25 protein-coding genes are annotated in these 25,481 nt (G+C 45.5%); all 25 read right to left on the reverse strand.

Annotated elements, in window-relative coordinates:
- Positions 1-122 precede the first annotated feature (122 nt).
- Entirely contained in the window at positions 123-1,253 is a 1,131-nt protein-coding gene (gene flhB, locus QWZ04_RS20210; protein ID WP_290330057.1) for a flagellar biosynthesis protein FlhB, read from the reverse strand.
- A gap of 9 nt (positions 1,254-1,262) precedes the next feature.
- On the reverse strand, positions 1,263-2,045 hold the full coding sequence (gene fliR, locus QWZ04_RS20215; RefSeq protein ID WP_290330058.1) for a flagellar biosynthetic protein FliR: 783 nt from the start codon (positions 2,043-2,045) through the stop codon (positions 1,263-1,265).
- Positions 2,046-2,053: 8 nt separating this feature from the next.
- Positions 2,054-2,323 (reverse strand): flagellar biosynthesis protein FliQ, encoded by a 270-nt coding sequence (gene fliQ, locus QWZ04_RS20220; RefSeq protein ID WP_102522723.1) that lies wholly within the window; start codon positions 2,321-2,323, stop codon positions 2,054-2,056.
- Between the two features lie 11 nt (positions 2,324-2,334).
- Positions 2,335-3,204 carry a flagellar type III secretion system pore protein FliP gene (gene fliP / locus QWZ04_RS20225; RefSeq protein WP_290330060.1) on the reverse strand — a complete coding sequence of 290 codons (870 nt, stop codon included), beginning with the start codon at positions 3,202-3,204 and terminating at the stop codon, positions 2,335-2,337.
- Positions 3,191-3,637, reverse strand: coding sequence for a flagellar biosynthetic protein FliO (gene fliO / locus QWZ04_RS20230; protein ID WP_290330061.1), 447 nt, complete (start codon positions 3,635-3,637; stop codon positions 3,191-3,193). The genes fliP and fliO overlap by 14 nt, the downstream gene beginning before the upstream one ends.
- Before the next feature lie 3 nt (positions 3,638-3,640).
- Positions 3,641-4,045 (reverse strand): flagellar motor switch protein FliN, encoded by a 405-nt coding sequence (gene fliN, locus QWZ04_RS20235; protein WP_290330062.1) that lies wholly within the window; start codon positions 4,043-4,045, stop codon positions 3,641-3,643.
- Between the two features lie 11 nt (positions 4,046-4,056).
- Positions 4,057-5,121 carry a flagellar motor switch protein FliM gene (gene fliM, locus QWZ04_RS20240; protein ID WP_290330063.1) on the reverse strand — a complete coding sequence of 355 codons (1,065 nt, stop codon included), beginning with the start codon at positions 5,119-5,121 and terminating at the stop codon, positions 4,057-4,059.
- Positions 5,122-5,128: 7 nt separating this feature from the next.
- On the reverse strand, positions 5,129-5,617 hold the full coding sequence (gene fliL / locus QWZ04_RS20245; protein ID WP_290330064.1) for a flagellar basal body-associated protein FliL: 489 nt from the start codon (positions 5,615-5,617) through the stop codon (positions 5,129-5,131).
- A 34-nt stretch (positions 5,618-5,651) separates the two neighbouring features.
- Positions 5,652-7,805, reverse strand: coding sequence for a flagellar hook-length control protein FliK (locus QWZ04_RS20250; RefSeq protein WP_290330065.1), 2,154 nt, complete (start codon positions 7,803-7,805; stop codon positions 5,652-5,654).
- Positions 7,806-7,939: 134 nt separating this feature from the next.
- On the reverse strand, positions 7,940-8,383 hold the full coding sequence (fliJ, locus tag QWZ04_RS20255) for a flagellar export protein FliJ (RefSeq protein ID WP_290330066.1): 444 nt from the start codon (positions 8,381-8,383) through the stop codon (positions 7,940-7,942).
- A 12-nt stretch (positions 8,384-8,395) separates the two neighbouring features.
- Entirely contained in the window at positions 8,396-9,718 is a 1,323-nt protein-coding gene (gene fliI, locus QWZ04_RS20260) for a flagellar protein export ATPase FliI (RefSeq protein WP_290330067.1), read from the reverse strand.
- Positions 9,718-10,518 carry a flagellar assembly protein FliH gene (fliH, locus tag QWZ04_RS20265; RefSeq protein ID WP_290330068.1) on the reverse strand — a complete coding sequence of 267 codons (801 nt, stop codon included), beginning with the start codon at positions 10,516-10,518 and terminating at the stop codon, positions 9,718-9,720. Before fliH ends, fliI begins: the two co-directional genes overlap by 1 nt.
- 71 nt (positions 10,519-10,589) lie before the next feature.
- Positions 10,590-11,636, reverse strand: a complete 1,047-nt coding sequence (fliG, locus tag QWZ04_RS20270; protein WP_290330069.1) for a flagellar motor switch protein FliG — start codon at positions 11,634-11,636, stop codon at positions 10,590-10,592.
- Positions 11,629-13,371, reverse strand: coding sequence for a flagellar basal-body MS-ring/collar protein FliF (fliF, locus tag QWZ04_RS20275; protein WP_290330070.1), 1,743 nt, complete (start codon positions 13,369-13,371; stop codon positions 11,629-11,631). Before fliF ends, fliG begins: the two co-directional genes overlap by 8 nt.
- 15 nt (positions 13,372-13,386) lie before the next feature.
- Positions 13,387-13,698, reverse strand: coding sequence for a flagellar hook-basal body complex protein FliE (gene fliE / locus QWZ04_RS20280; RefSeq protein ID WP_290330071.1), 312 nt, complete (start codon positions 13,696-13,698; stop codon positions 13,387-13,389).
- Between the two features lie 100 nt (positions 13,699-13,798).
- Entirely contained in the window at positions 13,799-15,211 is a 1,413-nt protein-coding gene (locus QWZ04_RS20285; protein WP_290330072.1) for a sigma-54-dependent transcriptional regulator, read from the reverse strand.
- The gene (locus tag QWZ04_RS20290) at positions 15,211-16,251 is read right to left on the reverse strand and encodes a sensor histidine kinase (RefSeq protein WP_290330073.1); all 1,041 of its coding nucleotides are present in this window, start codon (positions 16,249-16,251) and stop codon (positions 15,211-15,213) included. The genes QWZ04_RS20285 and QWZ04_RS20290 overlap by 1 nt, the downstream gene beginning before the upstream one ends.
- Positions 16,252-16,376: 125 nt before the next feature.
- Entirely contained in the window at positions 16,377-17,849 is a 1,473-nt protein-coding gene (locus tag QWZ04_RS20295; RefSeq protein ID WP_290330074.1) for a sigma-54 dependent transcriptional regulator, read from the reverse strand.
- 243 nt (positions 17,850-18,092) lie between these two features.
- Positions 18,093-18,503 carry a flagellar export chaperone FliS gene (gene fliS / locus QWZ04_RS20300; RefSeq protein ID WP_290330075.1) on the reverse strand — a complete coding sequence of 137 codons (411 nt, stop codon included), beginning with the start codon at positions 18,501-18,503 and terminating at the stop codon, positions 18,093-18,095.
- A 13-nt stretch (positions 18,504-18,516) separates the two neighbouring features.
- Positions 18,517-18,822: a flagellar protein FliT gene (locus tag QWZ04_RS20305; RefSeq protein WP_290330076.1), complete on the reverse strand. Its 306-nt coding sequence runs from the start codon at positions 18,820-18,822 to the stop codon at positions 18,517-18,519.
- A gap of 3 nt (positions 18,823-18,825) precedes the next feature.
- A complete protein-coding gene (fliD, locus tag QWZ04_RS20310) occupies positions 18,826-20,706 on the reverse strand; it encodes a flagellar filament capping protein FliD (protein WP_290330077.1) in 1,881 nt (626 codons plus the stop codon).
- A 19-nt stretch (positions 20,707-20,725) separates the two neighbouring features.
- Complete coding sequence (locus tag QWZ04_RS20315) at positions 20,726-21,130, reverse strand: flagellar protein FlaG (RefSeq protein WP_290330078.1); 405 nt, start codon at positions 21,128-21,130, stop codon at positions 20,726-20,728.
- 75 nt (positions 21,131-21,205) lie between these two features.
- Positions 21,206-22,339, reverse strand: a complete 1,134-nt coding sequence (locus QWZ04_RS20320) for a flagellin (protein WP_290330079.1) — start codon at positions 22,337-22,339, stop codon at positions 21,206-21,208.
- A gap of 407 nt (positions 22,340-22,746) precedes the next feature.
- A complete protein-coding gene (locus QWZ04_RS20325) occupies positions 22,747-23,877 on the reverse strand; it encodes a flagellin (protein ID WP_290330080.1) in 1,131 nt (376 codons plus the stop codon).
- Between the two features lie 194 nt (positions 23,878-24,071).
- Positions 24,072-25,205, reverse strand: a complete 1,134-nt coding sequence (locus tag QWZ04_RS20330) for a flagellin (protein WP_290330081.1) — start codon at positions 25,203-25,205, stop codon at positions 24,072-24,074.
- Between the last annotated feature and the right edge of the window lie 276 nt (positions 25,206-25,481).

Below are 25,481 nucleotides of genomic sequence, written 5' to 3' on the forward strand. Positions count from 1 at the left end.
CAAAATGTATTCTATTCGTTTTTAACGTATAAGCAATTTTCAGACCTTGTTCATTCGTCAAAAACTCGTCGAAACAATGTTGACGCCATTTACTCACCTATACCAACACTATTTAGTTATGGTTATTTACGTAAATCCCTCGGAATATCAATCGCATCCTTTCTCAGAATAGGCCTTTCACCACCCCGTCTACGGTACTGCTTCAACTGAAACACATACGCCAGTATCTGTGCAACGGCGGTGAATAATCCGTCGGGGATTTGCTGTTCCAATTCTGTGGAATGATACAAGGCACGGGCGAGTGGCGGAGCTGGGATCACATACACATCATGAGCCCGAGCGACTTCTCTAATTTTAAGCGCCATGTGATCAACCCCTTTCGCCACGACGACAGGAGCTTTATCTTTGCCTTGATCATAGCGCAATGCGACGGAGAAGTGCTCTGGGTTAGTCACAACCACATCGGCTTGTGGCACATCGGCCATCATACGGCGTTGCGCGGCCTCTCTTTGTAGCATTCGGATTCGCCCTTTTACTTCAGGTTTACCCTCGGTTTCTTTAAATTCGTCTTTGACTTCTTGTTTGGTCATTTTTAGCTGATCGGCGTGTTGCCATATCTGGAACGGTATGTCTATCGCCACGACGACCAACAACGAGCAGCTGATCAGTAAAATAAAGTTAAGTAAGATGTCTAATGCATGAAATATATTTGCCGGATACAAATCCAAACTCAGTTGGAACAAATCTTCTCTCGCCGATTGAATCAAGAAAAAAGCCACTCCAGCAACAAGTGACACTTTTAAAATCGACTTTAATAATTCAACCCAGCTTTGCATACCGACCATACGCTTTAAGCCGCTCAATGGGTTCATTTTTGACGCTTTCGGCATCGCGGCTTCAACGGAAAAGCTAATTCCGCCTAAACCAGCGGCTCCTGCTACGGCTGCGACAAATAAGGTCAGTAGGATCATCAGTAGTGGCAGGATAAGGTGTACCAATGCGCCAACAACGATTTCCATCAACTTGCCTTGATCGTATATCTCTTCACGACTTAAGGTAAAAAATCGCCCCATGATTTTAAACAAACCACTGGCTAACCCATCCCCAAACATCATTAGAGCGAGCGCACCTACAATTAAAACAGATACGGAAGCCAGCTCTTTTGAACGAGCGACTTGACCTTTGTCTCTTGCCTGTTTTAAGCGCCTGGGCGTTGCGTCTTCTGTGCGTTCTTGACCGTCTGAATCTGCCAATTCAGCCTCCTAACACTCTAAATCAATGAGTCGACATATTTGCAGGAATCCGGTATTCCAATGCATGTCATAGTGAGTATAGAGCCCTGAGATGATGTACCAACATATAAGTAAGCCCACCAACAGAGCAAAAGAGAAACCAAGTGCAAAGATGTTAAGTTGAGGCGCAGCCCTCGTCATTACACCAAATGACAGGTTAATGGTTAACAGAGCGATAATGCCCGACAAAGACATACTCAGCGCGGTTTTAAAAATGATACCAAACCAAGAGGCCATTTCTCGATAGTCGGCACTTTGCAGCGCTCCCGATCCTATGGGCAGCGTTTTAAAACTGATCACAACGAGCTGTAGCATCTGTAAATGACCGTCTGTCGCTAAAAAGAACATGGTAGCAAGAAACATAAACAGCTGACCAAGTAGCGGCGTGCTTTGTCCATTCGCCGGGTCAACCATGGAAGCGAAACCTAAGCTCGACTGCATACCCAGGATTTGGCCTAATACCACGAACGATTGCAAAACAAATTGGGTCACGGTGCCCATCGCCACACCAATCACTAACTGCTCGAACGTAACCAAAAAACCTTGAAAAGAAAGCAGTTCTATACCCGGAGGAACAGCTGGAATAGAGGGCATCACTGCAAAAGTAACCGCTAAACCAAAATAGAGACGTATACGAGTGGAGACGAACCTTGCCCCGGTTACCATCATGACCATCAGCATGGCTGAAATTCGAGCATAGGGCCAAAAGTAGTTGGCTAACCATTCAAGAGCAAGAGTGGCGGGAAATTCCATAAATGCCCCTAATAGAGCATGGACGGCATACGTGCGATGAGTTCAAAAAAGAAATCCATCAACATGCGAGTCATCCAATGTCCAAATAGCATCAATGCCAGTAGTGTCACAACCAAACGAGGCAAAAAACTTAGTGTTTGTTCGTTAATCGACGTTGCCGCTTGGAAAATAGCGACCACTAAACCTATTAGTAAGCTTGGAATAATGATGGCACATACCATGATAAGCACCATCCATAGTGCTTCTCTAAATAGGTCGACAAATAGCTCAGGAGTCATGTCGTTCCTCGCTATATGGCAAAGCTGCCGGCGAGCGTCGAGAGGATTAAGTTCCACCCATCCACTAACACGAACAACATCAACTTAAATGGCAATGATACGATCATTGGCGATAGCATCATCATACCCATGGCCATCAAAACAGAAGCTACCACTAAGTCAATGATTAAAAAGGGAAGAAACAGCATAAAACCAATTTGGAATGCCGTTTTAAGCTCCGATGTAATGAACGCAGGGATCAGAACATTAAGCGGCACTTCTTCTGGACTGGTGACTTGGATATCAGCCATATTGACAAAGGTTTCAAGATCTTTAACTCGTGTTTGCTGCAACATAAAGGCTTTCATCGGATCTTGTGCCAAAGAAAACGCCTCTCTTGCAGTAATTTCTTCGTTTACGTAGGGCTGAATCGCGGTTTGATTCACTTTCTCTATCACTGGCGACATGATAAAAAAGGTCAGAAAAATGGCGATGCCAATGATAACTTGGTTAGACGGTGTCTGTTGCAAACCCATAGCTTGACGCAGTATCGACATTACCACGACGATTCGAGTAAACGACGTCATTAGAATAACCATGGCGGGCAGAAAACCTAACAAGGTCATTAATGCCAGGATCTGAAGATTGATGGAGTAGTCTTCACCACCACTCGCATTGGTCGTTACCGTCAGAGCAGGGATACCACTTCCAGGGCGTGTCGTGCTCAGTAGAGAGCTTGACGAGCCATCTTCTTTTGCCATCGCAGACACAGTCAACTGCTCAGCTCCTGCGATAGAAGCCGCAATTGGTGTTTCCAATTCTTGTTGTGCAAAGGCAATTGGCGTCCACACACAAAACAGAAACGCTGCCAAACAGGCAGCGAGAATATTATTTCGTTTCATCTTTTTTCAACAATTGACTGAGTTGGGATGCAAAGGGAATCGGATCGCTTTCTTCGTCTTCTAGTGGTTTTTCTAACCGCGATAACATATTGATCGACTGCGCGGTTATCCCGACGAGAAACTGCTCTTCACCTGCTTGAACAATCATGAGCCTTTCTTTGGTACCAACGGGTAACTGGCGCACAATTTTTAGACCATCTCGGCCCGTCATACTTGGTAGCCGCATCCGTTTTAACAACCAAGCTAAAAAGAGAATAAATACAATGACAAATACCAAGGAACCAAATGTTGCAGCGAGATCCAACTGACTTGCGCTGCTTGCTCCAACCTCTCCCAACGCGGAAGAATGGCCGAGCGACGAACTTGCAGAGCTCGAACTTTCAGCAGCAACGACGGGAGAAAATAACAACAGTAAGCTCAAGGATTTGTTCATTGTTTACCTAAGCTTTTTGATTCGTTCTGTTTGACTGATCACATCGGTCAAACGAATACCGAACTTGTCATTGACGACAACCACTTCACCATGTGCGATCAAAGTGCCATTAACCAAAACATCCAATGATTCGCCAGCTACTCGGTCCAATTCAACAACTGAACCTTGGTTTAATTGAAGCAGGTTACGTATGCTGATTTTTGAACGGCCCACTTCCATAGAAATGGTCACTGGAATATCCATAATGGTATCCAGCTTACGCCTTTCATCGTCTGTTATTGGTTGGCCTTCATCGCGCAGCTCTTCTAACGGCGCGGTTTCAGCTTCAACAGTTTGTGCCGCTAGAGGGTCTTCGCCTAACGCTGCGGCCCATTCATCGGCCAGTTTTTGGTCTTCACTTGGATCCATGCTCTATTTACCTATTCGTCTGATTGATTGATGGGCTGGCCATCATCATTATCAAGTTCTGAAATCATGTCGTTACCTAAAAATGCCAGATCCGTTTTCACGACATCTGGGCGCTTAATTTTCTCGGAAACTTGAACCGCTAACTTGTCTCCTGAACGGCCCATTTTAACTCGGTACGTTGGCAACTCTTCAACAAACATAGTGGCGTTTTCTGGCATCACCATTGGGATAATATCCCCTGGGCGCAACTCCATTAAATCTCGAAGTGATATGTCTTGCTCTAACAAGTTCACTCGGAAATTAACAGGCACATCCATGATTTCTTCTTTCAGTGCCGAGCTCCATCGAACATCGGTTTCCATTTTATCTGATTGAACACCAGCATCGAGTAATTCTCGAATCGGCTCAACCATTGAATATGGCATTACCACATGGAAATCACCACCACCACCATCCACTTCGATGTGGAAGCTGCTCACCACGATAACTTCCGTCGGGCTCACGATGTTAGCCATGCTTGGGTTCACTTCTGAGTCGAGGTATTCAAACTCGACACCCATTACCGGAGACCAGGCTTCTTTGTAATCTTCAAAGACGATTTTCAATAGCAATTGAATGATCCGTCTTTCTGTTGGTGTAAATTCTCGACCTTCGATTTTGGCGTGGAAACGTCCATCACCACCAAAAAAGTTTTCAACCAAGATAAACACCAAGCGAGCTTCCATCGTCACCAAAGCGGTGCCTTTGAGTGGTCGGAACCTCACCATATTCAAACTTGTTGGTACATATAATGTGTTTTGGTATTCACCAAATTTCATCATCTGCACACCGTTAATAGAAACCTCTGCGGTTTTTCTTAGCATGTTAAACAAACTAATACGCAGGTGACGAGCAAAACGCTCGTTAATGAGTTCCAAGGTCGGCATTCGACCACGGACGATTCTGTCTTGAGATGAGAAATCGAAGCTGACGGCATCCTCGGGGGCGGCATCTACCTCATCAATATCATCCTCTTCAACATCATCCACCCCGTGTAAGAGTGCATCGATCTCGTCTTGGCTTAATAGATCTGTCACGGTATTCCTATTGCATCACAAAGTCTGTAAACAGGACTTTCTCTATTACCGGTTGGCCAACCAACTCGCTAAGGGCCGCTTTCACGTCCTCTGTTGACTGGTCTCTAAGCTCTGTGCGCCCTAACGGGGTTCGCAGTTGTTCCACTGTCGCTACACCAAGTGAAGCAAGCAGTGTGCTCTCGATCAATGGTGAGTGATGCTTTGCTAATTCTTCATTGGCAGAACCACGCACCATAAGTTGTACTTTTATCTGGACCAGTCGGCCACGCTTTTTGTCACCAGCATTAAAAACGAACGGCTGGGCAATGTTGACATAGGAAGCTGGCTCAGCAACCATCACAGCTGTTTGAGATTCTTCTTTGGATTCTTCGTCATCACTAGAGCCCATCATAAAGAATGCGGCACCACCACCGACAGCCAGTAATACTACGACAGCAATAATGATAATAAGCATTTTTTTACTTTTAGGAGGAGCTTCTACTTGTTCTTCAGCCATATACCAACGTCTCTAATTTATTTTATCTATAATCTTAAGCGTAAAAACTGATTCCATCACGGTTAGATGTCACATCCACATTAACTTCTAACGGATTATCTAATCCTAGCTCACCATCAGCGTCATTATCGCCGTTTTTCCGGCCTTGCTGGCCGTTTTGTCCTGCAACATATTGACTTTGCTGTTGTTGACCAGCATTTTGCTGCTGAACGGACGTATCTGCAAGCTGTAAACCTTGTTGAGCTAACATTTCTCTTAATCTTGGCATCGCTTGCTCAACAATGTCGCGAGTTTGTTGATTTGCGACAGTAAATTGAACGGAGGCAACATCATTATTCATTGTCATACGAATTTGCATTCGCCCTAATTCTGGCGGGTCTAACCTGATATCGATATTCTTCAAGTTTTTGGACAGCATCATCTGCACGCGCTCTGCGAGTTGTTCGCCTGCTGCGTCTCTCGTTAGGTGTAACGGAGGCTGCTGAGCTGCACTCACGGTTTGCGCTTCTAACCCACGAGCCTGTGCCGCCGTTAACCCTTGTTGTCCGGCAACACCTGCGAGTTGATGAGCGAGGTCCCCTTTGTCGTCCACACCTGAGCCTGGTTTGGTCCCTTGCCCTTGTCCTTTACCGTCACCCAGTACAAGTGCCGACGCGGCGGCTGCACTGATGACTTTCGCCTGCTCCGTCGCTCCTAACGGTGAGCTCACGGCATTGGCCGCCGCCAAGCTTTGAGCTTGTGCGCTCTGCATCGCTATGTCTTGGCTAAGCGCACCGCTACTTGCTAACGAAGCCGCGGCTTTATCTGTAGGAAGCTGTGCTGAAGTAGGATTATGTAATTGAGCAGCCAATGCCGCTGATGTGGCGGCTTTCGCGGCAGTAGATGCCTCTATGCCTTTCTTACTTCCCTCTACAGCAGCAAGTTCACCGTTACCCGATGCCCACATGGGCTCACCATAAGTAACGCTTGCTTCCTCAGCCTCTGAGGCAACTAAAGGCTGCCCTTCAAATCCCGGAGTTTGTACGCTTTGGGTAGTCGCGACCCCTTTCACTTTAGATTCACCCTCTACCATACTCGCGGCACCAGCAGTCATGCCTGCGGCAATACTGGCCTGGGTGATATCAACACCATCAGTGCTTTGCACAGTCGCAGCCAATTGAGCATCAGAGGTTGCTTGCGTCCCGCTATCTGGCGCTCCCCATTTAATCTGCTCACTGCTCGCTGACGCTGCTACTTTATCGGTTTCATTTGTCGCTGCTCCAGCGCCAATAACGCCACCGGCTAACATCGCCGCTGCTTTTCCGTCTACCGAAACGTCAGCATCGGTATCTGTAGCTGCCGTTTTTGTTGTATCTGTAGGGTCTGCAGCTACAGATTCACCGCCGGCCTGACTCATCATCACACCGCCCGCTCCGATAGCGGCAAGCTGAGTTGCGGCATCATTGTCTGATTTTTTGCCAACTGCGGGAACTTTGCTTTGGTCTGTACCCACCAGCGCACCCTCAGCGGCCTTGTTTACAGTAGGCCCGCCTTGGCCAACAGATGCATGACTCCCAGCCACGGCAAGCTCAGCGGACGGAGTTGCTTGGCTTGCCGCCGCTACCCCTGCAGCGATAGCAGTTTCCGGTGGCAACCCCTTGCCATCAGCGCTAGATTGAGGGGTGGCAGCTAACGCCTTATTCGACTCATCTAAACGCTCTAGAAGTTTATTACCCTCGCTCATCGTTTCGTCAACGTTTTCTGAATTCGATGTATTGCCCGCGACTTGATTAGTATCTTGTTTTAATAGCGTTTGTTCGGATTCTTCACTGGCTGCTTTTCCGTTATTTTTTGACGCAGCATCCCCTTGCTTTGCCTCGGTAGTTTCAGCATTAATGCCTTTGCCATCCACTGCTTTGCCGTCTGAAAGTTCACCATCGGAAACCTTGTCCGATGATGCTTTTCCCTCAACGGATTTTGATGCTTCGGCTTCTTCTCCTGCGGATTTAGATGTCTTGCCATCAGCATTAGAAATGGTTTTCTCATCCACACCGCCCTCTTCACCACTCGGCGAATCAGAGCTAAATGCCGACTTTAGAATATCAATAAATCCTTCAGATTCAGAATCTTGTGGTGATGAGGTGTTTGCTTTTCCAAGCAAAGATGAGGACTTACTAACCTCAGATACAGACAGAGAACCATGGCTCATAAAATCACTCTCGCAGTAAAGTGAAGATGCCTTTAAGGGGAGGCATCGCAGGACAAACGCTGATCGCGCTACAAATCAAATTATACTGCTAAGATTAATGCAAAAATTAAGCCATTGTTGAGCTCAATAGCAAATTAGAAAATGGATTTCTTACGTGCGAACTGCAACGTGGAAAACTCGTCCATTTGTTGCTGCTCTTGCTTGTCGAGTTTTCGCTGTTTCTCTGCCGCTTTCTTCTCAAGCATCCATTCGTATGAACGCCTTTGCTTACGGGTGCTCATCCAGTGTTCTTGGCAGTTTTCTACCTGAGATTTAAAGTGATCTTCCGCTGATTTTTGTTTGGTTAAGGTTTCATCCAATTGAGTCAAGAATCGGTTTAAGTGCCCATATTGACTGGCGGTTAAACCTTGTTTACCCCGTTCAACCAGTTGGTTACAGTAATCAAGTCGATATTGTTCGATTTGCTGGATCTGTAGGTAATAACCATCAAGTTCGCTGCGGGCTTTATTTAGTGCCAGCACCGCTTGCGATTCGTTATCTTTTGCCTGATCGAGTAAAAAATCTAGTGCATTTTCCATCGTTTATTACCCCTAAGATGGCTGTAATATGCCTTTAAGCATATTGATACACATATCGTACGGCACGGCATCTTTCATGCCTTGTTGGGTAAACATGTCTAACTTCGGCTTCAAGGTGAATGCCGCATCAATCGCAGGATCTGTACCCGGTTTATATGCACCAATAGAGACCAAATCTTGGTTTTTCCGGCATAAAGACAAAACCTGACGAACGGCTTTTGACATCAGCATATGTTCATCGGTAGTGATCTGAGGCATAACACGACTAACCGATTTTTCAACATCAATCGCAGGGTAGTGACCAGCATCGGCCATTTCTCGTGATAAGACAATGTGACCATCTAAGATTGCTCGGGAAGCATCCGCGATGGGATCTTGCAAATCATCACCTTCCGTTAATACGGTGAAAAAAGCAGTGATGGAGCCTTGATCTTCACTGCCATTACCCGCCCTTTCAACAAGTGCTGGTAGCTTAGCAAACACCGAAGGCGGATAGCCCTTGGTTGCCGGTGGCTCACCAACCGACAACGCTATTTCACGTTGCGCTTGAGCAAAACGGGTTAATGAGTCCATCAACAGCAGCACATCAAGCCCTTGGTCTCGAAAATATTCAGCAATGGTTAAGGCCGTTTGACAACCTTTTAAACGCATTAAAGGAGATGAATCAGCGGGAGCTGCAACCACGACAGAACGTTTACGCCCCTCGGTTCCGAGTATCTCTTCGATGAATTCTTTTACTTCTCGTCCACGTTCACCAATCAAACCAACAACCACTACCTGAGCGGTTGTGCCTCGAGTCATCATACCTAAGGTGACCGACTTACCCACACCTGAACCTGCGAATAGTCCTATTCGCTGCCCTTTACCTACCGTCAGCAGGCCATTCACAGCTTTTAGCCCCACATCGAGTGGCTCTGAGATTGGCTTACGTGATAAAGGGTTGATCGGATCGGCGTTTAACTTAGCCCGTTTCTCTGTGTAAATTTCGCCAAGCCCATCAATTGGGTTTCCGGTCCCGTCAATCACTCGTCCAAGCAATTCCATACCGACAGACAGGCCGTTTTCTGTGGTGATCGGCGTTATTTTCGCGCCGGGCATCACCCCTGTCACTTGTTCACTCGGCATTAAGTACAAGTTGCCGCCAGAAAAACCGACGACTTCAGCATCCATTTCGCCTTGTAAGGTTTCTACCTTGCACAAACTGCCTATTGGCGCTTTACAGCCTGTCGCTTCTAATGTCAGCCCGACAACTCGCACTAACTTGCCAGAGGCAATCGCCCGCGTGGTTAACCCTTGAGTTTGATAATTTGATAGACGTTCTTCTAGCGCTAACATCAGTCTTGCCCTTGATGACGATTAACGCCGCAAAACGATTGCAATACCGTTCGAATTCGATCTTCCATTTTATAGCTTACGCTCGACTCGCCGGCTTCAATGTGCACGTCTCCTCGGTTTAATGAGGGTTCGCCAGTTAGTGTCCAACTGCGGCTCTCTATGTCTTCTTGGCCATGAGCGGAACGCACAATTTCGATGTCTTCTGGATGCAGTTTTATGATGATGGCATGGCCCGCAATAGGCAACGCTTCAACACTTTCTCTAACGGTATCAAGAATGACTTGAGGGTTAGTCTGCACTTCGACATGTACCACTTCTTTGGTCAACGTCAGTACCATTTCAATTAACTGCTTTTCAACTTGAGCATTCATCAATTCAAGAGGTTGAGCAAATTGACTGGCAAGCGCCATAAAGTGTTCGACTTGTTGCTGGATAAACTCTTGCCCTGCAGCGATGCCCTCGGCTTTACCTAGATCCAAGCCTTCTTCATGGCCTGCGGCTAGACCTTCTTCTTTGCCTTTTTCGAAACCTTGCTTAAAGCCAACTTCTTGACCTTGGGTTAACCCTTCTTGATGAGCAGCTTGCTTGATCTGTTCAATTTCTTCTTCGGTCAAACTTACCGGCTCTTCAGGCTCAGGTTCGCTAAAGTCAGGCACCCATGTTGGGTCGTAATTTAGAGCGGTTTCTTTTGCATTGGATTGGGTTTGAGAGGTGTAATCTGGCAGGCCCCACTTTTGGGTGGAGTGCTCAACTGAGTCATCTTCAGGACGTAAAAAACCGCGTTTTCTCTCTTGAGACATAATTCTACCCAGTTGGTAATAAGCGGCCTGTTACTGAACAAAGCCGCTATTAAATTAAGAATATTCGTTGTTTATAAGAACTCGTCTGCACCGCCAGATAACATCAATTCACCGTTATCCGCCAAACGACGAGCGATAGATAAGATCTCTTTTTGTGCGGTTTCAACATCAGCAACACGCACCGGAGGCATGGCTTCGATATCATCACGCATCATGTCAGCAGCACGCTTGGACATGTTCTTGAATATCTTCTCTTGTAATCCGTCGTCTGCACCTTTAAGTGCTTTTTGAAGTACATCTTGTGGCACATCACGCAGCAACTTTTGGATACCTTGGTCGTCCACTTCTGCCAAGTTTTCGAATACGAACATCAAGTCCTGGATCTGAGTCGCCATGTCTTCATCTTGTTCACGGATTTGATCCATCAAGATGCCTTCTACGCTGTTATCCATGAAGTTCATGATTTCAGCCGCAGCTTTAGTACCACCAATTTTGGCAGCTTGCGCACCCGCTTGACCTGCAAACTGTTTCTCCATGATTTCATTCAATTCAGCCAAAGCTGACGGTTGAACTTCTTCAAGGTTAGCAATACGCATCATTAAGTCGAGACGTACTCGTTCAGGGAACTGAGACAAGATTTCTGCCGATTGATCCGACTCCAAATAAGACAGTACGATTGTCTGAATTTGGGGGTGCTCATTAATAATGATGCTAGCAACTTGGCGAGGATCCATCCATTTAAGAGAATCCAGGCCTTTAGAGCCCGTGCCCAATAAGATCTGATCAACCAGGTTGTTGGCTTTGTCTTCACCAAGGGCTGCAACAAGTGCATTCCGCATGAAGTCTTCGCTGCCCATACCGATGTTGGTGTACTTTTGGATGTCTTCTAAGAAGGCGCGATGTACTACGCTTACTTTGTCCGAGTTTAAATCCGCAGCTTTTGCCATTGCACTACCAACACGCTGAACCTGCTTAGGCTCTAGATGCCGAATGATGCCCGCTGCATCGGCTTCGCTTAAACTCAGTAGCAGTATTGCTGCTCGCTCTTCACCGGGAATGCTCGATACGTCAATCGCCGGTTGTTCACCACCTTCAGTGGTCGCAATTTCATTAGCCATCGGTCACCCAATTTTTCACAACTTGCGCTGCCAGTTCTGGTTCATTTGCAACAAGTGCTCGAACCGCTTTCAGCACGTCTTCATCTTTATGTAAGTTCGGTAAGTCGATACCTGAACCAAATTCAAAGCTATCGGTGCCATCGATGTCGCTGCCGATTAAGCTCGTATCTCCGTCGGCGCTAAGTGGTAATCCATCTCGGCCAAATTCTCCATCTTCGTCTTCATCGCTATGTGGATTAAGCAATTTCTTCATAGCAGGACGAACAAGGATCAAAATAATCGCGATAATAACCAGCGCACTGGCAAGCCATCTCACCCACTCGTTGAAGTTTGGATGATCCCAAATTGGCACATCAGCCATAACTTCCATTTCAGGTTCTGCAAACTTCACGCTGAGTACATTCAGTAAATCGCCACGAGCTTGATTAAACCCAACAGAACCAATCAATACTGTGCGTATCGCTTCGATTTCAGATTGTGCTAATGGTTGATAAGTCACTTCACCGGTATCTGCATTGACACTAGGTTTATGCCTAATCGCGACGGAAACGGTTTGTCGATTAACCACGCCCGTTTGTTTTCGCTCGTGACTGATGGTGGTATCAAGTTCAAAGTTACGTGTCGCTTCTTTATGAACGGACCCTTGCCCCATGGTGCTGCCATCTTTCATCTGCTTTACATCTTGCGGAATCGAGGCATCTGCTGGAGGTTGGTTACTCAATGCACCCGGGACGCCAGCGACGACATTACCGTTGTTATAATCTTCTAGAGTGTACTCACTACGGGTAGCCGGTGTATTAGGGTCGTATCGTTTACGCGTCTGTTCAACAGCGCTGAAGTCCAATTCAATATCAACTTGAGAGGTATAGTTACCAAGGCCAAGAATAGGAATTAAAACGGAGTCGATTTTTTCTCTTAGGGCTTGTTCTTGGCGGCGCTCCAACTCATGTTCTTTACGTCTTGCTGTCGCCAGTGGGTCTTGTGAACCAGAACTAAGTAGACGGCCATGTTGGTCTGTTACAGTAATTCGAGTTGGTTTCATGCCCGGAACGGCACTCGCCACCATATCCACAATTGAATCGACCTCTTCTTGATCTAGATTCTTCCCGGTTGCGAGTGTCAAAAAAACAGTCGCCGACGCTTCTTGGTTATGACGTACGAAAACACTTTGTTTTGGCAACGCCAGTAATACTTGAGCTTTCCGCACCAAACGAATTTGCTCTATCGCTTTGGCAATTTGACGCTCACGACTAAGTTTAAGTCGCTCTTGCTCCAAACGCTGAGACACACCAAAGCCCATGTCGTTTAACAAAATGTCATCACCGGCTTGATCCGGTTGGTTCATTCCTGCACGCGTCATGTTCAGTTTGATGTTGCTGTATTCACTGACGGGAACTTGAACAGTATTCCCTTCAAGTTTGTATTCAATTTTTTGTTGATCTAAGTAATCGAGAACGGGGATGAGTTCAGCGGTTTCATAAGAGCCCAGTGGGCGTAATTCAGGTTCACGTACCCAAAAGAACACCATAACAATCAAAGCGACACAAATGGATATAGCGACAACTAATACAACCTGACGAAGCAGATCGAGATCGCCCATAGCCATATCAAATTTGGAAGAACTCTTTTCATCCAAATCAAGATTTTGCCCTTCAGAGTCCAAACCTGAGTCCATCGGCATGTTGCTACCACCGTCGGCCACTGCCAGGTCTGTCGTATGTTTTTCTTCAGCCACAATCAGTTACTCACATTAAACCGGCATGTTCATCAGCTCTTTATAAGCTTCGACAAGTTTGTTTCGGACTTGAATTGTCGCATCGAATGCCACACTAGATTTGTTACGTGCAATCATGACATCAGACAAAGATACATTCGGATCACCTTGGTCGAAGCGTGTCGCCATTTCACCCGATTGCTTTTGCAGTGCATTTACGTTGTTCACTGCATTATTCAATATAGCACCAAAGTCAGCGGAGACTTGCTGGCCCGTTGCTGGTTGGCTGCTGTTGGTAGCCTGTAGCATCATGGCTTGCATTTCTTGATTTAAACCGTCAATTTTCATTCTTTCTCCAACAGTCAATAAATTGACCCGCCAACTAAACCTTATTACTAGTATAAGCAAGTAACATGCCATCACATTGAGACGTTAATTATTACTGGGATCAGTTAGGAATATCAATACCTGCATCGCGCATTTTTGCTAACTTATAGCGTAATGTACGTGGGCTAATGCCTAATTTCTCCGCCATCTCCTTACGACGACCGTTACATTCGATCATCGTTTCTAGAATAATAGCGTATTCTTGCTCGCGTAGCTCAGATCCTAACCCGTCATTACCCGATACGGCTTTCGCTAACGGATTATTAGGCTCTGCAATCGGCTTAACACTTGGCGTCGCAAGCTCTCCACTTTCAACCACGGACTGTAAACTACTCGCGTCGTCCCAATCGACACCTTCCAGCAGAATATGCTCGGTTCCGATGTTGTTGTGCTCACTCAAAATTAACGCACGCTGAACCACGTTATCCAGCTCTCGAACGTTGCCCGGCCACGGATAATGCAGCAGTTTATTTAACGCTTCCTCGGAGATACTAGGAACGGGTAAGCCCAATTTTTGACAATTACGTTCAACAAGGTGAACCGCCAATGGGCTAATATCCCCCTGTCGTTGGCATAATGGTGGCCAAGAGATTGGGAAAACATTCAGTCGGTAATACAAATCCTCACGGAAATTCCCCTCGGATACGTATTTTTTTAGATCTCGGTTACTGGTTGCCAATACTCGAACATCCAGCTTAATGCTTTTTCGGCCGCCTAAACGCTCAACTTCACGCTCTTGCAGCACACGCAGCAGCTTAGCCTGTAGGTTAAGGTCCATTTCACTGATTTCATCCAGTAAAATAGTGCCTCCTTGGGCTTGTTCAAATTTGCCTGGGCAAGCCTGTACTGCGCCCGTAAACGCCCCTTTTTCATAACCAAACAGGGTGGCTTCTAGCATGTTGTCTGGAATCGCGGCGCAGTTAATTGCAACAAATGGACCATCTTTACGTAAAGACGCATTATGGATGTAACGAGACATCACTTCTTTACCACTTCCGCTTGGGCCAAGTACCATCACGTTTGCGTCTGTTTTCGCAACCTTGTCTGCTAGAGCCAATAACTTCAGGCTTTTCTCGTCGGCCACAATGGCATCACCACCGTCATCACTTTTTACAGGTGCGTAGCGGCTCACCATGTTGAGCAACACTTCAGGTGCAAAAGGCTTCGCCATATAGTCAATGGCACCCTCTTTCATTGCGGCAACGGCATCTTCAATATTCGCGTATGCCGTCATAAGCAAAACCGGCAGTTTTGGCCAATGAAGCTTGATGTTTCGCAGCAGTGCAAGGCCGCCCATACCCGCCATTTGAACATCAGAAATAACGATGTCGACTTCTTGAGACTTTAGAATGAGCAAAGCTTGTTCAGCGCAATCAGCCTCAACCCATTCGTAACCTGCTAAGGCAAGGGTATCGACTAAAGCTTCGCGTAGGCCTTCGTCATCTTCTACGATTAACACTTTGCTTTGCGCCATTATTCTTCTCCAGAGTTTTGGTTTGCAAGGGGCAGACAGACGGTAAAACAAGCACCGTCTCCCGGCTCTGAAATCAGTTCTAAACGCCCTTTATGAGCGCGTGTCACCATTTGTACTACCGCCAGGCCAAGCCCTGTGCCTTGAGAGCGCGTGGTAAAAAATGGCTCCATTATTTTTTGTTGCAGTTCCGCAGGCACGCCTGGGCCGCTGTCTTGTATCGAAATTTTCAGTTCACCGGCCACAACTCGAGCAAACACATCAATCTGTGAATTTTTGCCCGCGATTTGAATCGCATTGATCACCAAATTACTGATAGCTGAAGCAATAGCATTCGTATTGCCCATCAAGCACGCGTCGTGGTCTTCTACTTCCAAACAAAAATCAATTTGGTTGTTTTTAATGGCCGCCTCAACCATTGGCTGAAACTCGTTGATCAGGTCATTGGTTGTAAAAGGTTGAATAACTTTGTTATCTCCCCCTTTAGCAAACAGTAGCATGTCATTAACTTGCTTTTCCAAATCGCGTAATCGATCGAGCAATTTATTCTGAAATCGTGATCTAGTTGTCGCCGGTAAGTTTGGTGCACCTAAATTTGCCGCATAAAGCATTGCGCTCGACAACGGCGTTCTCACTTGGTGCGCCAAAGAGGCGACCATACGGCCTAATGAGGATAAACGTTGTAAATCACCTACACGAGATTGCAATAAACGGGTTTCAGTTAAGTCGGTAACCAATATCAACTGCCCAGTATTCGAAGCAGAAATAGCCAAGCGAACTTTACGGCCATTACGCAGTGATATCTCATGGCCATCATCTTCTTGCGGGGCAAAAGCCGCTTGAATAACCTCAAACCATTTCTGACCAAGCAACTGAACATCGAGCAAACGCTCGGCTTCTGGGTTGGCTTCACATATCACTCCTTGCGTATCAAGCAAGATCACCCCTGCCGGCATGACGTCCAAAACTTGCTTATAACGGGTGACTTGCTGTTCCAAGCTACCTAACAGTGGGTTTGAATCTGATTGTTCTGCTGATGACATGACCGATTTCCGACTAAAAACAACAATAGCCTGGCATGCACGTAACATGCCAGGCTATTTATAATTAATTTACAAAGAGTTACACCAATAGTGACGTAACAACGGTCAGTCAAATGTTTGACCATCTAACGATTCAAATTATACTTCCGCATTTTTTCAACCAAGGTTGTTCTGCGCATCCCGAGCATATCGGCCGCTCGTGCCACTACACCATTTTGCGCTTCTAACGCTTGGTTGATCATGTTGATTTCAACATCTGCTAGCAATTCTTTTAGGTTCACGCCCTCTGCAGGAAGCTCCTGTGGGTGATCAACCCCTTCTTCAATGTCCATCGGGATATCATCTAGGCTGAAATCTTCAGAAAAGATGTCGGCCAGAATATCGCGTTCTTGCTCTTCAATACTCTTATTTTGAGTTTGATTTTCAGGATGGAATTCAGGAATATCACTATATCGATATTTAGTCGGCAAATGATTCACATCAACCAAGCTATTTGGGAACAGGATCACCATTCGCTCGATTAAGTTCGCTAATTCACGAACATTACCCGGCCAATCATGTTCCATTAAAGAGTTGATCGCACGTGGAGTAAAACAAAATGGCTGGCCGCCTTCTGCTTCCATACGCGTCATCAGTTCTTTGAGTAACAACGGAATGTCTTCGTTTCGATCTTTTAACGCCGGCATATCAATTGGGAAGACATTTAGACGATAAAAAAGATCTTCTCGGAAGCTTTCTTCATCGATCATGCGCTCTAAGTTGCGATGCGTTGCTGCAACTACACGAACATCTGCTTTTACGGTGACGTTGCCGCCAACACGCTCAAAGCTACGCTCTTGCAGTACTCGCAATAGTTTCACTTGCATTGGCATTGGCATATCGCCAATTTCATCCAAAAACAGCGTGCCACCTTCTGCAAGTTCAAAGCGGCCTTTACGTGAGGTGATTGCCCCGGTAAACGCGCCTTTTTCATGACCGAACAATTCACTTTCTAATAAATCAGGGGGGATCGCACCACAGTTAATCGGTACGAAAGGGCCTTTACGTCTTGGTGAATGGTAATGGATGTTACGCGCGACCACTTCTTTGCCTGTGCCCGACTCGCCCAAAATAAGAACATTGGCTTCAGTACTGGCGACTTGCTCAATGAGGTGGCGAACTTCTTGAATGCTTTGGCTTTGACCTACCAGGCTACGAAATAATGTGTTTTTACGGGATAAAGCAGGAAGAGGACGGCCTTTTTTACCTAAGAAATCTTGGCAATGACGAAGCGCATCACTAAGTTGCGGGTAATTTAAAGGCAGCTGAAGTTCTCCTACGAAATGAGGAAACTCTTCAACTTTGATCGCATTACTACCTAAAGCCAATAAGGGAATGTGGTTCGCCTGCTGAAGCTTCTTAGTGATAGAAGTGATATCAGCGGAAGAATTCAATGAACCAAGAATGCAGCTAGCCCACTCGCCAGACCAATCAATTTGATCCATTTGATGCGAGCCAAAAACGTTCCCTTGCTCGCCTATAAAGTCGAGGATAATGCTTAAATCGTGTCTAACCTGTTGGTCATCTTCAATGACCAGCATTTGTGCTAAGCCTTGCATAGAAATAAAGTATTGCCTTCATAATTTAATCATTATCGTACATACCGAGTATTGCCACCGTGTTTTTTTGCTTTTGTTTATAATTTTGCACAAAAAACAATCTATCGGAACGACTCAGAGGACAAAAAACAAAAAGCCACTAAAGAAATAGGCTCTTTAATGGCTCTATTCTAAGATAATAAAAAAATAAGGCAACCAAGCAGGTTATCTATGTGAGATTTATTCTAAAACTAACTTAATGATTTATTGGCCGATCTCAGCTGCCGTTAGGTTGTGAAACTCGGCTGGAATTTGATCCCAAGCAGACTTTATCTCACGAATGATGTCGATTACGTCATCGATGGGTTGAGGATCATTTTTCTGGTTAGCGATGGTAATTTGAGTAATCATGAATTCGTATAGCTGATCTAGGTTCTTGGCAATGTCACCACCGTCGTCCATAGATAGGCAAGTGCGTAGGCTGATTATGATATCGAGCCCTTTACCTAGGCGTTCGCCTTTAACGGCAATATTGCCCTGTTGCATGGCAGCTTTACCTTGGATCAATCGCTCAATTGCACCCGCCATGAGCATCTGAATGATCTTGTGCGGAGAGGCTGCAGACAGTTGACTGTCTACTGAAACCTTCTTGTAAGCCTGTAAAGAACCTCGCATGGTAATCCTCTCTTTATAAAAACTGCTTATATAACTGAACGGATTTGTTACCGTGTCGATATTTTTTTAAATATCCAGCTATCTTATCGGTATTTGCTTGCATCAACAGAACGATTTTTTTAGTGCGCTCAACGGCCGTTTGCCATTCGTCTTTATCGACTGTTTCTGGCGCTTTACCGATCTGTTGTAAAATGCTCTTCAGCAACTGTTCTCTTTTATCGACCTGTTCAACAATTTCTTCAGCGTTTATTTCATCTTTTTCTAAAAAAGACACTAATAGTAGATCGAGCTCACGGAGTTGCGTCAATTCATTGAACATATATTAACCTAATGCATTCATCATGCCAGAAAGCTGCGATTGCATCTTGCCGGTCGCTTCTTGCATTGCTGAAAATTTGTCATGCGTTCGTTGCTGCAACCCGTCCATACGACGATCTAGCTGAGTCTGTTGATCGTTCAAACGGTAATTCTGTTCGAACAAGCTTTTTTCACGCGTTCTAATTGAGCCGGTCACCCCCGTCATGGAGTGTATCGCATCTTCTACTTTTTTAGCGAAACCATTGTTTCCACCAAAAAACTCTTCGAGTTTATTGAAGTTGCCATTTAACTGGCGGTCAAGCATGTCGTAGTTGATTTCAAGCGAACCTTGCCTTGTAGTGGTGATACCAAATTCGGTTAAGGTCTTGAGATCTTCTGGTGCTTGGTCAATTTTAGAGGTAAATACATTCTTTAAACGAGACTCTGCGGAGCGAACAATACTGTCACCAGCAAGTGGCCCTGATGTACCTCGGGACGGGTCTGAGCCTGATAGCTCTTTAGTTGTCTGATAGAACTGATTATAGGCCGCAACAAATTGCTCTATATCACCTCTTACTCGCTGACGATCATAATCAATGCCAATCTCGGTGTTCTTTTTCGGATCAGAAACCCCTTTCAGTGTTAGATCGATCCCATCAATTGCGTTTTCGATCACGTTGTTATCGCTACTGACTTGAGCGATACCATCCAACATGGCTAGAGAGTCTTGGCCTTTTTGCAGTTCATTCATGCCGCTGTAGCCATTGAATGATCGCTGCGCTGAGTCGACACCGGCTTTGGCGTTAGCAAGCTCTTGTTCACGTTGCGCTTTTGCGTTAGCAATTAAAATCGCATCGCGCTCTCGCTCAGTCACATAAGAGTCATCAAGCGTACCGGATGCTTTAGGAGAGTAGCCTGGGATTTCTGAGGCTTTAAGCTCTTCATCTTCGCTTAGCTTGTCTTTTTCACCGGGTTTTTCATAAGAATCGAATAACGTACCGGCTGCCGCTTCAGAGAAACCTGGAATTTCATCTTCAGGTTGAGGAATAGGTTCGCCTGCATCGTCTTTGAGGCCGATGTCATTTTCTTGCCCTGGTAGGTTAACTACATATACCGGGGTGACGCCATCGGGTGCTTTAGGGAAGCGCTCTAACGCTTCGTCTATTTCTTGCGGAGAGTATTTACTTTCAAGATCGGCAACACTTTGCCCATCTTCAGTCAAAATAGGAGAAGCTTGCAGCTTTGCGAAATCCGCTTGCGCGTTTTCAAGATCGGCTACACGTTCTTCAAGAGTTTTGTATTCAAGCTCCATAAGCTTGTTGTTAGGAGAGGAAGAAGTGGCAGATACATAGATCTGGTTTTCAACCCCTGACTTCTCGGATGCCAAAACAATGCGCTGGCCATTAACATCGTTAATGACAGCAGCGCGAACACCGGGATTATCCGCAGCTCCGTTGATGCTTTTAATCACATCAATCAGTTTTGCGTCCTGTTTAATATCAACGGTAAAGTCACTTTTTCCTAAACGGATTTGCAGCTCACCAGAACCAAATTTAGTGTCCTCAGCAATCACGTTAGACCCTAACTTGTGATTCTGAGCAAGCTGCAACACATCGACAGCATACCTGCCTGCGATTGCGTCCGTTGTGGCTGTAGCAGAAACTACGTCTTCATCGGAAGACTCTACTGATCGAACAGCAAAAGCCTTCTCCTGACGAAACTGAGCCATCAGTGCCTTCATAGTATCCAGTGATTCTCTGAGCCGCCCGTAAGCGCTGATGCTGGTCTCAACTTTGGCGCGCTCATTATCGAGACGTTGCTGCTTTGGTATGCGCTCCGAATCGACAATTTTGCTAACCATGGAGTTGATGTCCATGCCAGATCCACCCATAGGGTTTAAACTCATTTAAATCACCTTCATGCCATTACACCTTTTCCACGATTAAACCGGAGGAATTGGCGGCTAGGCGCCGTAAAATTTCAAGCATTTCTTCGCTAGGTATCTGTTTGATAATGTCGCCAGTATTTGCATCAAATATCGTTACTACATCTCGCCCAGATCCTTCGTCGAATCTGAAAGATAAACCTTTATTAATAGAAGAAACAAAATCATTTACTTCGTCTATTCGTTTGTCCAACTCATCTGCAGTAAGTTTAGTCCGCTCTTCAGCGAATACCTCTGCTGATTCGTTTCGCACGACTTCTCGTGTGTCTATCTGTTCTTCTGCTCTATTTTGCGCATTAACACTGGATGCACGTTCAGTTTCAGAAGCAATATTTATGCCACTACCATAAGGCTGGGAAATCGATGTGTAGGATGTTATGTCCATACAATCACACCTCCACCTTGTTTAGTGTGTTTCCGGTTACCCGTCCACATGCTTCTTTATGTGAAGTATACCAGATTAACCCAACAAACTCAGTGCCGCGGATGGTGTCTGTTTCGCCTGAGCCAGGATAGACGTACTCGCCTGCCCTAAGATCTGAGACTTGGTCATTTCCGTCGTCTCTTTAGCAAAATCAGTGTCGCGTATGCGACTCATCGAAGCATTTACGTTTTCGTTGATGCTATCAAGGTTATTAATAGCGTGGTCAAATCTGCTTTGGAATGCACCAAGCTCTGCGCGCTTACTGTCAACATTTTTTAATGCACCGTCAATGACGGATACGGCTTGCTGGGAACCAGCCACAGTTGTAACGTCAACATTGTTTACCGTTACATCTTGCTCGTTGTCCAGGTCAAATTCTCCGGCTAACGCGCCGCTGAAATCAACACTGCCTTCTACTTTTTGGCTATGAGCGAAAACGCCCAATTTGCCTTCTTCGCCGACGTAAGCTTTTAGGTAATCCTGCTGACCATTAATGTAAGTTGCAACTTCCTCAACGTCATCACCAGCAATGGCATTAACGGTAAGTACTTGCTCGTTACCCTCTTTGTCGTCAAACGTAAAGGTCAAGTCATTAGAACCGCTCGCTACGCGCCAATCTGCGGCTTTGCCGTTATTCGCGCTGTAGTTTTTCCCACCCATGTCGGCATGGTCTGAGCGTACATTACCCATTTGTAGCGTTACAGCTTCACCTGAAGAAGCACCTATTTGGAACGATTGTGCCCCATAAGTACCATTCAGGAGCTTGTTGCCACCAAATGAAGTGGTTTCAGCAATACGATTTAACTCATCGTTTAGAGCGGAAACTTCTTCTTGAATCGCAACGCGCTCGGAGCGGCTATTCGAACCATTAGACGATTGAAGTGAAAGGTCTCTCATGCGTTGAAGAAGATTGGTGGTCTCGTTCATCGCCCCTTCAGCTGTTTGCGCTATCGAAATACCATCATTTGCATTACGCACTGCCACGTCTAAACCGCGACTTTGCGAATTCAAGCGATTGGATACTTGAAGGCCCGCAGCATCATCTTTCGCACTGTTTATCCGGTAACCCGAAGATAAACGCTCCATTGATCTACCCATGTCCGTCGAAGCGTTGTTTAAATTACGCTGAGCCGTCATAGCAGACACATTTGTGTTCACTGTAATTGTCATAGTTGATCTCCTTTGACATTAAGGATGATGGCTTCGCGACTCTCACCTCACTAGACCATCTCATTTCTCGCATACCTTATAACGGCCTTAAACAGGAGATCTTTAGTAAAAAAAGGGAGTTTTTTGAAAATAAATGAAGAAATAACTTGACGGTAAGTTTTTGCTTAAACGTAGAAATTCGGCGAATACAACGGACGTTGTCGCCTCTAGGAACTTCAAGCTAAACCCAGCGTTTTAAGACTGGGACATCGCTAAGGTGGTGCAAAAATTCTCTGCTCTAAGTTCTCTTGAGAAAGAACACTTAGAGCTAAAAACTCATTTCCATTTGCTATTTTGATCTTTGCTATCGTCACCATTACTTCACGGTGACTTCACCACATAACCGTTCCAAAGCTCTCGCTTTCAATTTAGTGCAGCAAGCTGGTTGCTGCTGACGGTAACTGATTGGCTTGAGCCAGTACCGCTGAAGACGATTGTTGTAATATTTGCGCTTTAGTCAGTGATGTTGTGACTTTGGCATAATCGGTATCACGTAATTGACCTTTGGAGTCATTTAAATTGATACTCATATTGCCTAGATTAGAAACAGCACGTTCAAATCGATTGTGCATTGCTCCTAATTGACCTCGTTCACTGTCTACATATTTAATAGCCGTATCCAGTAAAGTAATCGCTTGCTGCGAACCCCCAACTGTTGTGACATCAATATTATTAACGGTGAACTCTTTCTCTTTATTCAGGCCTAACTCAGCGGCTAAAGGGCCGCTAAAATTAAGTTCTGATGTGACGTCATTGTGAGCTGCAAACAATTGGAGCTGCCCATGCTCATTAGCAGAGGCACTCAATTCTCTCGTTTGGCCATTAATGTAAGTGGCCAACTCTTCAACGTTGTCACCCGCTTTTGCTTTAATTTGCAAGTTCACGGGCTTTCCTGAGAGATCTTCAAACTGGATATTGAGCATATTACCTGTATCAGGTACGACCCAATCCTTGTCTTTTATGTTATTTCCTAAATAGCTTACTCCACCCATTTGCTTTTCATCTGAGCGCATGTCCGTCATCGATACCATAATGGCGTCGGTGTTTGGCCCAATGTGAAAAGACTTTGTTCCATAAGTCCCATTAATCAGTTGATCACCAGCAAATGTGGTGGTTTCAGCAATTCGATTCAATTCATCACTTAGCGCTCTAACTTCCGATTGCAAAGCGACTCTGTCGTCACGATTATTATTGCCGTTCGCTGATTGAATGGCGAGGTCACGCATACGAGTCATTATGTCTGTAGACTCATCAAGAGCGCCTTCAGCTGTCGCAACTATCGACATACCTTCATTGGCGTTTCTTACCGCAACATCTATTCCGCGAGTTTGTACATGTAATCTATTGGCTATTTGCAGACCAGCTGCATCATCTTTCGCAGTATTAATTTTACTGCCTGAGGCTAAGCGTTCCATGGCTGTATTTGCATCGCTTACCACACCATTAAGTTGATGGCGGATAGACATAGCATTTACATTGGTGTTAACCGTTAGCGCCACAGTAAACTCCTTTAATACGTCTCAGGTTTAAAGATGAGTGAGAGAGTGCTCCACATCGATGCACTAAATCATTACTGATTAGCGCGGGCGATGGGGATAGACGATTGACTTACCAGGTTAACCGTCGATACCCAGTGGAGTGGAGGTGACCATGCCAATGACCACCTTTAATCCGCCCTTTTCCTAATCCAGTGCTAGCCTAGTAGCATTAACGCTGAATTTGGAGATTGCTTTGCTTGAGCAAGTACCGAAGTCGACGCTTGTTGAAGAATTTGCGACTTAGTCATAGCCGTTGTTTCTTTCGCGAAGTCCGTGTCTTTGATACGACTCTTAGATGCATTAACGTTTTCGTTGATGTTATCTAAGTTGCTGATGGCATGGTCAAAACGGTTCTGGAAAGCACCTAGCTCTGCACGGTGGCTATCCACGTATTTCAACGCTGCATCCACGACAGCAACAGACTGTTGAGCACCAGCTACTGATGTAACATCGATGTCTTTAACCGTTGTTGCTTGAGCTGCACCCATTGCAAGGTCGCCACCTAAACCGCCACCGAAAGTAACAGCACCTTCGATTTTGTTGTTGTCAGCGAACACTTGTAATGCACCATCATCACCTACAGACGCTTTTACCATGTCTGTCTGGCCGTTGATGTAAGTCGCTAGCTCTTCGATGTCATCGCCAGTTTTTGCTGTGATGTTAAGAGTTTGCGCTGCACCACTTTTATCAGTGAACCCGATAGATAGATCGGCAGTACCTGCATCTACTGTCCAGTTTGCGTCTTTTGCGCTGCCTGAAACATAAGATTGGCCACCCATTTCAGCAGTATCAGAACGCATGCTCTTGATGCCAAGCTTTACAGCTTCACCACTATCTGCGCCGATCTGGAATGCAGCGTCACCGAACGTACCATTTAGCAGTTTGTTACCACCAAATGATGTTGTTTCTGCAATACGGTTAAGCTCATCATCCAATGCTGTGATTTCTTCTTGAATCGCCACACGGTCAGACTTGCTGTTTGAACCGTTAGATGATTGAAGCGAAAGATCACGCATACGTTGCAGGATGTTTGTTGTTTCGTTCATTGCCCCTTCAGCAGTTTGTGCCATCGAAATACCGTCGTTTGCATTTCGAACTGCTACATCTAAACCGCGGCTTTGTACGTTTAAGCGGTTAGAAATTTGTAGACCTGCTGCATCGTCTTTTGCGCTATTGATTTTATAGCCAGAAGATAGACGTTCCATTGAAGAGGATACGTCACTTGCTGCATTGCCTAGATGGCGCTGGGCTGTCATAGCCGATACGTTTGTATTAACTGTCATGCTCATGGTGTTTCTCCCATTGATTTTCCTATAAGGGCGGTTTCCGACGTCTCGGAAAACCAATTAGTTCTCTCAAAGTCATATTTTGTATCGACTTAACCTTTAAATTCTTTAGCTTTTTTTGGATTAATTTTAACAAAACAACAATTTAACTGTTTATTTCATTTAAAAACATCAACTTAATAGGTTTGATAAAAATAATCGATGCTAAACATATAGTTATAATTATATAAATTAAACTTTAATAAAATTTACCTAGGGGTAGGAGTAAACCCTGTCAGC

Source organism: Vibrio tapetis subsp. quintayensis, assembly GCF_030409945.1.
Classification (GTDB): Bacteria; Pseudomonadota; Gammaproteobacteria; order Enterobacterales; family Vibrionaceae; genus Vibrio; species Vibrio quintayensis.

Excerpts from the sequence above, each read along its gene's own strand:
- QWZ04_RS20250 (WP_290330065.1), bottom strand. The coding sequence starts at position 7,805 with ATGAGCCATGGTTCTCTGTCTGTATCTGAGGTTAGTAAGTCCTCATCT.
- fliL (WP_290330064.1), bottom strand. The coding sequence starts at position 5,617 with ATGGCTGAAGAACAAGTAGAAGCTCCTCCTAAAAGTAAAAAAATGCTT.
- fliQ (WP_102522723.1), bottom strand. The coding sequence starts at position 2,323 with ATGACTCCTGAGCTATTTGTCGACCTATTTAGAGAAGCACTATGGATG.
- fliG (WP_290330069.1), bottom strand. The coding sequence starts at position 11,636 with ATGGCTAATGAAATTGCGACCACTGAAGGTGGTGAACAACCGGCGATT.
- fliI (WP_290330067.1), bottom strand. The coding sequence starts at position 9,718 with ATGTTAGCGCTAGAAGAACGTCTATCAAATTATCAAACTCAAGGGTTA.
- QWZ04_RS20315 (WP_290330078.1), bottom strand. The coding sequence starts at position 21,130 with ATGGACATAACATCCTACACATCGATTTCCCAGCCTTATGGTAGTGGC.
- fliO (WP_290330061.1), bottom strand. The coding sequence starts at position 3,637 with ATGAACAAATCCTTGAGCTTACTGTTGTTATTTTCTCCCGTCGTTGCT.
- fliJ (WP_290330066.1), bottom strand. The coding sequence starts at position 8,383 with ATGGAAAATGCACTAGATTTTTTACTCGATCAGGCAAAAGATAACGAA.
- fliH (WP_290330068.1), bottom strand. The coding sequence starts at position 10,518 with ATGTCTCAAGAGAGAAAACGCGGTTTTTTACGTCCTGAAGATGACTCA.
- fliP (WP_290330060.1), bottom strand. The coding sequence starts at position 3,204 with ATGAAACGAAATAATATTCTCGCTGCCTGTTTGGCAGCGTTTCTGTTT.
- fliR (WP_290330058.1), bottom strand. The coding sequence starts at position 2,045 with ATGGAATTTCCCGCCACTCTTGCTCTTGAATGGTTAGCCAACTACTTT.
- QWZ04_RS20330 (WP_290330081.1), bottom strand. The coding sequence starts at position 25,205 with ATGAGCATGACAGTTAATACAAACGTATCGGCTATGACAGCCCAGCGC.
- QWZ04_RS20305 (WP_290330076.1), bottom strand. The coding sequence starts at position 18,822 with ATGTTCAATGAATTGACGCAACTCCGTGAGCTCGATCTACTATTAGTG.
- QWZ04_RS20285 (WP_290330072.1), bottom strand. The coding sequence starts at position 15,211 with ATGGCGCAAAGCAAAGTGTTAATCGTAGAAGATGACGAAGGCCTACGC.
- fliS (WP_290330075.1), bottom strand. The coding sequence starts at position 18,503 with ATGCGAGGTTCTTTACAGGCTTACAAGAAGGTTTCAGTAGACAGTCAA.
- QWZ04_RS20295 (WP_290330074.1), bottom strand. The coding sequence starts at position 17,849 with ATGCAAGGCTTAGCACAAATGCTGGTCATTGAAGATGACCAACAGGTT.
- QWZ04_RS20290 (WP_290330073.1), bottom strand. The coding sequence starts at position 16,251 with ATGTCATCAGCAGAACAATCAGATTCAAACCCACTGTTAGGTAGCTTG.
- fliD (WP_290330077.1), bottom strand. The coding sequence starts at position 20,706 with ATGAGTTTAAACCCTATGGGTGGATCTGGCATGGACATCAACTCCATG.
- QWZ04_RS20320 (WP_290330079.1), bottom strand. The coding sequence starts at position 22,339 with ATGACAATTACAGTGAACACAAATGTGTCTGCTATGACGGCTCAGCGT.
- fliE (WP_290330071.1), bottom strand. The coding sequence starts at position 13,698 with ATGAAAATTGACGGTTTAAATCAAGAAATGCAAGCCATGATGCTACAG.
- fliN (WP_290330062.1), bottom strand. The coding sequence starts at position 4,045 with ATGGATCCAAGTGAAGACCAAAAACTGGCCGATGAATGGGCCGCAGCG.